The following is a 7,292-nucleotide window of genomic DNA, read 5'->3' as shown; positions in this document are numbered from 1 at the left end:
CCAGCTTAGTAAAGCTGGCTTTTTTTGTCGTTCAGTTTTTCTTCATGTTTTATGACAGTCAAAAGTGGAAATAATAAAGAGTGAAGAGCAATTAGTTGAAAAAAAACAAAAAACCACTTATAGTAAAGTTAAAGTCAAATATAGTCAAAGTCAAGTGAAGGAGGGGGCTGAGTGGGGCAAAATATTTCCGATATCATCGAACAATATTTAAAACAAATATTAGAAAAAAACGGGAAGGAAATTTTGGAGATTAAACGGAGCGAAATCGCCGATAAGTTCCAGTGCGTACCTTCTCAGATCAATTACGTGATCAATACGCGGTTCACAAGTGAACGCGGGTACATTGTTGAAAGCAAACGAGGCGGCGGAGGATATATCCGAATTATTAAAATTAAAATGAACGACAAAATCGATTTGATCAATAATATTTTGGATCAAATCTACACAAGGCTTTCACAGGCTGCTTCAGATGACATCATTTTACGGCTGTTGGAAAATGGAGTGATCACGGAAAGTGAAGCAAAATTGATGGTCAGTGTAATGGATCGTTCTGTTCTATATATTGATTTGCCTGAACGCGATGAGTTAAGGGCTAGAATGATGAAAGCCATGCTGAAATCACTGAAATTTAAGTAAAGCGGGTGAAAAGCGTGATATGTCAAGAATGTAAAGAAAGGCCGGCAACTTTTCACTTTACGAAAGTCATTAATGGCGAGAAACAAGAAATGCATATTTGTGAACAATGTGCGAAAGAGAACAGTGAATCATACTCTATGAATGAGAACAATGGATTTTCTATTCATAATTTATTATCCGGTTTGTTAAATTTTGATTCATCATTTACAAATACCGGGGAAGCTCAGCTTTTTCAGCAGCCTGAACAAGTCTTGCGCTGCAAAAATTGCAATATGTCATTCCCGGAATTCCGAAAAACGGGGCGTTTTGGATGTTCGGAGTGCTATAAAACGTTTCACTCTTACATCACCCCGATTTTACGGAAAGTCCATAGCGGCAACACCGTCCATGCTGGAAAAATTCCGAAGCGGATCGGCGGAAACCTTCATGTGAGAAGACAAATCGAAACGTTGAAAAGAGAGCTTAACGAATTGATTCAGCAGGAGGAGTTTGAAAAAGCGGCCAATGTCAGGGACCAGATCAGATCACTTGAACAAAACTTGGACACAAACAATAAGGAGGGGGAAGACTGATGTCGCTGCAGCGTTTTATTCAGGACGCTTTAAGCAATTGGATGCGGCAAGAAGGCCCTGAAAGTGACATCGTGTTGAGCAGCAGGATTCGTCTTGCCCGCAATTTAGAGAAAGTCCGCTTCCCCACACTTTTTTCGAATGAAGAGGCTTCAGCCATTATTGCCCTATTTGAAGAGCAATTCACCGGATATGAAGTGCCGGGCATCGGTAAGTTTGAACTGGTGAAAATGGAGCAGATTCAGCCGCTGGAGAAAAGGGTGCTTGTTGAGAAGCATTTGATCAGCCCGCATTTGACAGAAGCCTCTTTAGGCGCGTGCCTTCTTTCTGAAAATGAAGAAGTCAGCATTATGCTGAATGAAGAAGACCATGTCCGCATTCAATGCCTGTTCCCTGGTTTTCAGCTGTCTGAGGCTTTAAAAGCGGCCAATCAAGTCGATGACTGGATTGAAGAAAGAATCGATTACGCTTTCTCTGAGCAAAGAGGCTACTTGACAAGCTGCCCTACGAATGTGGGAACGGGACTCAGGGCATCTGTCATGATGCACCTTCCTGCTCTCGTATTAACAAGGCAAATTAATCGAATTATACCGGCAATTAATCAATTGGGCCTTGTGGTTAGAGGAATTTACGGTGAAGGCAGCGAAGCTTTAGGGAATATCTTTCAAATTTCGAATCAAATCACTCTTGGAAAATCGGAGCATGACATTGTTGAAGACCTTAACAGCGTGGTTGCCCAGTTAATCGAACAAGAACGATCTGCGAGGAGGGCGCTTTATCAGACTTCGCAAATTGAGCTTGAAGACCGTGTCTACAGATCTTACGGCGTTTTATCGAACTGCCGGATGATCGAATCAAAAGAGACGGCAAGATGCCTTTCAGACGTTCGGCTCGGAATTGACCTCGGTATCATTAAAGGTCTTTCAAGGAATATATTGAATGAACTGATGATTCTGACTCAGCCCGGCTTCCTGCAGCAATATTCGGGAGGGGCATTAAGGGCTAACGAGAGGGACATCAGGAGAGCAGCCCTCATCAGAGAACGATTGAAATTAGAAAACAACGGCAATAGACAGGAGGATGAAACGATATGATGTTTGGAAGATTCACAGAAAGAGCACAAAAAGTATTGGCGCTTGCCCAGGAAGAGGCTCTGCGTCTCGGGCACAATAATATTGGAACTGAGCATATCCTGCTGGGACTTGTCCGCGAGGGAGAAGGGATTGCTGCAAAGGCGCTGCAGGCGCTGGGACTCAGCCCCGAGAAAATTCAAAAAGAGGTTGAAAGCCTGATCGGCCGCGGACAGGAAATGTCCCAATCCATCCACTATACACCGAGGGCAAAAAAAGTGACGGAACTCGCGATGGATGAAGCGAGAAAGCTCGGGCACTCATATGTCGGAACCGAACACATCCTCCTGGGATTAATTCGTGAAGGCGAAGGCGTCGCTGCCAGAGTGCTGAATAATTTGGGCGTCAGCTTGAATAAAGCAAGGCAGCAGGTGCTGCAGCTGTTGGGCAGCAATGAGAGCGGAGGCGGCGCATCAGGGGCAAACAGCAATGCCAACACACCTACCTTGGACAGCCTCGCCCGCGATTTAACCGCGATTGCAAAAGAGGACAGCCTCGATCCGGTCATCGGGCGCAGCAAAGAAATTCAGCGCGTCATCGAAGTACTGAGCCGCAGAACGAAAAACAATCCTGTGTTAATCGGGGAGCCCGGTGTCGGTAAGACAGCGATAGCTGAAGGCTTAGCCCAGCAGATCATCAATAATGAAGTGCCTGAAATTTTGCGTGACAAGCGGGTGATGACGCTTGATATGGGAACGGTAGTTGCAGGTACAAAATACCGCGGGGAATTTGAAGACCGCCTTAAAAAAGTGATGGACGAAATCCGTCAGGCAGGAAACATCATCCTGTTTATCGATGAACTTCATACACTGATCGGTGCAGGCGGAGCTGAAGGGGCAATCGATGCCTCCAATATCCTGAAGCCTTCCCTGGCGCGCGGAGAATTGCAATGCATCGGGGCTACAACCCTTGACGAGTATCGCAAATACATTGAAAAAGATGCTGCGCTTGAACGGCGCTTCCAGCCAATTCAGGTAGATCAGCCGTCACCTGAGGAAAGCATTCAGATTTTGAAAGGGCTGCGGGACCGTTATGAAGCACATCACCGCGTTTCTATCACTGACGAAGCGATCGAAGCGGCTGTTAAACTGTCAGACCGGTATATTTCCGACCGCTTCCTGCCTGACAAAGCGATCGATTTAATCGATGAGGCCGGTTCAAAGGTTCGACTGCGTTCATTTACAACGCCTCCTAACCTGAAAGAGCTTGAACAAAAACTCGATGAAGTCCGTAAAGAAAAAGATGCCGCAGTTCAAAGCCAGGAATTTGAAAAAGCAGCGTCATTGCGCGATACGGAGCAGCGTTTGCGGGAACAGGTAGAAGAAACCAAGAAAACGTGGAAAGAAAAGCAGGGGCAAGAAAACTCCGAAGTGACGGTTGACGATATTGCGATGGTAGTATCAAGCTGGACAGGAGTGCCTGTGTCAAAAATCGCCCAGACTGAAACAGATAAGCTGCTGAATATGGAAAGCATCCTTCATTCGCGGGTTATCGGTCAGGATGAAGCCGTTGTCGCTGTTGCGAAAGCAGTAAGACGCGCGCGCGCCGGACTAAAAGATCCGAAGCGCCCGATCGGCTCGTTTATTTTCCTCGGACCGACAGGCGTCGGTAAAACAGAGCTTGCCCGCGCGCTTGCAGAATCGATTTTCGGCGATGAAGAAGCGATGATCCGCATCGATATGTCTGAATATATGGAGAAGCATTCGACATCAAGACTCGTCGGTTCTCCTCCGGGATATGTCGGCTATGATGAAGGCGGACAGCTTACTGAAAAGGTGAGAAGAAAACCTTATTCAGTCGTCCTGCTCGATGAGATTGAAAAAGCCCACCCTGATGTCTTCAATATTCTGCTGCAAGTGCTTGAAGACGGCCGTTTGACAGATTCAAAAGGACGCACTGTTGACTTTAGAAATACAATCCTGATCATGACGTCAAACGTCGGCGCAAGCGAGCTGAGAAGAAACAAATACGTCGGGTTTAACGTACAGGACGAAACGCAGAACTACAAAGATATGAAAGACAAAGTCATGGGCGAATTAAAACGCGCCTTCAGACCGGAGTTCATCAACCGGATTGATGAAATTATCGTTTTCCACTCTCTGGAGAAAAAACATTTGAAAGACATCGTCTCCCTCATGTCAGACCAATTGACAAAGCGTCTGAAAGAACAGGATCTTTCAATTGAATTGACAGAGGCGGCAAAAGAAAAAATCGCCGAAGAAGGCGTTGACCTTGAATACGGAGCCCGTCCGCTCAGAAGAGCCATCCAGAAACACGTCGAAGACCGGCTGTCTGAAGAGCTCTTGAAGGGCAACATTACAAAAGGGCAGCATATCGTGCTCGATGTGGAAAACGGAGAGTTTGTCGTAAAAACCGAAGCTAAAACGAACTAATATAGAGAAAAAAGAAAGAGGCATACGATTGACCAGTATGCCTCACTTTCTTATAAAAGGGAGATTTTAAAAATCTATGGCTAAAACAAAGACTAAATTTATTTGCCAATCGTGCGGCTATGAGTCCGCCAAGTGGATGGGAAAGTGCCCGGGATGCGGCGCATGGAACACGATGGTGGAAGAAACGATTAAAAAGCCGGCCGCCAACCGAAGAACCGCTTTTGCACATTCCGTTCAAAGGGTTCAGAAACCGTCCCCCATCTCATCGATCGAAACGACGGAAGAGCCGCGGATCAAGACGAAACTGGGCGAATTCAACCGCGTGTTGGGCGATGGAATCGTCAAGGGCTCGCTTGTCTTAATCGGAGGCGATCCCGGCATCGGAAAGTCGACTTTGCTGCTGCAGGTATCTGCCCAGCTTGCCGATGCAAATGAAAACGTCCTGTACATATCAGGAGAAGAATCTGTCAAACAAACGAAGCTGAGAGCGGACCGGCTGGGGATCAACAGTTCAACTCTGCACGTTTTATCTGAAACCGATATGGAGTATATTACGTCTTCTATAGAAGAGATGAACCCTTCATTTGTTGTGGTGGATTCGATTCAAACCGTTTATCAAAGCGACATTACCTCTGCCCCGGGCAGCGTGTCCCAGGTTAGAGAGTGTACTGCGGAGCTGATGAGGATTGCCAAAACAAAAGGAATTCCGATTTTTATCGTCGGGCACGTCACGAAAGAAGGCTCGATTGCCGGACCGAGACTGCTTGAGCATATGGTCGACACCGTCCTTTATTTTGAAGGGGAGAGGCATCATACTTTCCGGATTTTACGAGCCGTCAAAAACCGGTTCGGTTCGACAAATGAAATGGGGATTTTTGAGATGAGGGAAGAAGGCCTCACAGAGGTGCTGAACCCGTCGGAAATTTTTCTTGAAGAGCGTTCGGCGGGCGCAGCCGGATCGAGCGTCGTAGCATCAATGGAAGGGACGAGGCCGGTCCTCGTCGAAATTCAGGCGCTGATTTCGCCGACAAGCTTCGGCAATCCCCGCAGGATGGCTACCGGGATCGATCATAACCGTGTGTCGCTATTGATGGCCGTGCTGGAAAAAAGGGTCGGCCTGCTTCTTCAAAACCAGGATGCCTATTTAAAAGTCGCCGGCGGCGTGAAGCTCGATGAACCGGCGATAGACCTCGCCGTTACGGTGAGCATTGCGTCAAGCTTCCGGGATACCCCGCCGAGTCCGACCGATTGTTTTATCGGTGAGGTCGGGCTGACAGGAGAGGTCCGCAGAGTATCGAGAATCGAACAGAGGGTTCAGGAAGCGGCCAAGCTCGGGTTCAAGAGAATGATCATTCCTGCCGCAAATGCGGACGGATGGACAAAACCGAAAGGAATTGAGGTCGTCGGTGTTGAAAATGTAGCTGAGGCTCTTCGAACTTCATTAGGAGGATCATAATAGATGGAAAAAGAAAAAAAAGGAGCGAAACAGGACCTTTCAGAAATTTTGCAGTTTGTCGCGCCGGGGACTCCTCTCCGCGAGGGAATCGAAAATGTGTTGCGGGCGAAAACCGGCGGGTTAATCGTCGTCGGTTTTAACGATAAAGTAAAAGAGGTTGTTGACGGCGGATTTCACATTAATTCCGCTTTTTCACCCGCCCATTTGTACGAGCTTGCGAAAATGGACGGTGCGATTATTCTAAGCGATTCGGGTCAGAAAATCCTCTATGCCAATACGCAGCTCATGCCGGAAGCCACGATCCCTTCTTCGGAAACAGGGATGAGGCACAGAACCGCAGAGCGTGTGGCAAAGCAGACAGGGTGCCTGATCATCGCCATATCCGAAAGACGGAATGTGATCACGCTTTATCAGGAAAACATGAAATATATTTTAAAAGATATCGGCTTTATTTTAACAAAAGCCAACCAGGCGATTCAGACTCTTGAAAAATACAAGCTGATCTTGGACAATGCCATTTCTACATTGAGCGCTTTGGAGTTCGAAGAGCTTGTCACATTCGGCGACGTCATTTCCGTGATGCATCGCTATGAAATGGTGCTGAGAATCAAAAATGAGATTAATATGTATATTAAAGAGCTGGGAACGGAAGGACATTTAATCAGGCTCCAAGTCAGCGAACTGATCACGGACATGGAGCAGGAAGCGGCCCTCTTTGTGAAAGACTATGTCAAAGAAAAAATCAAAGACCCGTTCGTCCTTTTAAAACAGCTTCAGGATATGTCAAGCTTTGAATTGCTGGATGATTCCATTCTGCTGAAGCTTCTAGGTTATTCAGCTACTACGAATATGGAGGAATACGTGTTCCCGCGCGGTTACAGACTTCTTCATAAAATACCCCGTCTCCCTATGCCGATCGTCGAAAATGTTGTTGAAGCGTTTGGTCATTTAAAGCTTATTATCGAGGCGGATGTAAAAGAATTGGATGAAGTGGAAGGAATTGGGGCTGTTCGTGCCCAAAAGATAAAGAAAGGGTTAAAACGGCTTCAGGAAAAACATTATATTGATAGACAGCTGTAAGAAATTTTCATCGAACTGATTAAAAATT

The 7,292-nt window shown here is 46.6% G+C and carries 6 protein-coding genes; all 6 read left to right on the top strand.

Annotated features, from left to right (window positions below; genetic code table 11):
• Positions 1 to 171: 171 nt before the first annotated feature.
• The 6 genes from V7126_RS16140 to disA all read left to right on the top strand — a co-directional run bounded on the left by V7126_RS16140 (position 172) and on the right by disA (position 7,264).
• Positions 172 to 636 carry a CtsR family transcriptional regulator gene (locus tag V7126_RS16140; RefSeq protein ID WP_046128826.1) on the top strand — a complete coding sequence of 155 codons (465 nt, stop codon included), beginning with the start codon at positions 172 to 174 and terminating at the stop codon, positions 634 to 636.
• A gap of 14 nt (positions 637 to 650) precedes the next feature.
• Positions 651 to 1,208, top strand: coding sequence for a UvrB/UvrC motif-containing protein (locus V7126_RS16135; protein WP_046128827.1), 558 nt, complete (start codon positions 651 to 653; stop codon positions 1,206 to 1,208).
• Positions 1,208 to 2,299 (top strand): protein arginine kinase, encoded by a 1,092-nt coding sequence (locus tag V7126_RS16130; protein WP_175077139.1) that lies wholly within the window; start codon positions 1,208 to 1,210, stop codon positions 2,297 to 2,299. The genes V7126_RS16135 and V7126_RS16130 overlap by 1 nt, the downstream gene beginning before the upstream one ends.
• Entirely contained in the window at positions 2,296 to 4,728 is a 2,433-nt protein-coding gene (gene clpC / locus V7126_RS16125) for an ATP-dependent protease ATP-binding subunit ClpC (protein WP_175077140.1), read from the top strand. Before V7126_RS16130 ends, clpC begins: the two co-directional genes overlap by 4 nt.
• 76 nt (positions 4,729 to 4,804) lie before the next feature.
• Positions 4,805 to 6,184 (top strand): DNA repair protein RadA, encoded by a 1,380-nt coding sequence (radA, locus tag V7126_RS16120; RefSeq protein WP_175077141.1) that lies wholly within the window; start codon positions 4,805 to 4,807, stop codon positions 6,182 to 6,184.
• A gap of 3 nt (positions 6,185 to 6,187) precedes the next feature.
• The gene (gene disA, locus V7126_RS16115) at positions 6,188 to 7,264 is read left to right on the top strand and encodes a DNA integrity scanning diadenylate cyclase DisA (protein ID WP_046128830.1); all 1,077 of its coding nucleotides are present in this window, start codon (positions 6,188 to 6,190) and stop codon (positions 7,262 to 7,264) included.
• The last annotated feature ends 28 nt before the right edge of the window (positions 7,265 to 7,292 follow it).

Source organism: Bacillus sp. JJ675 (assembly GCF_036963165.1).
GTDB lineage: Bacteria > Bacillota > Bacilli > Bacillales > Bacillaceae > Bacillus > Bacillus glycinifermentans.
The sequence above is the reverse complement of the archived record's forward strand: the minus strand, read 5'-3'. Positions and strand labels throughout refer to the sequence as shown.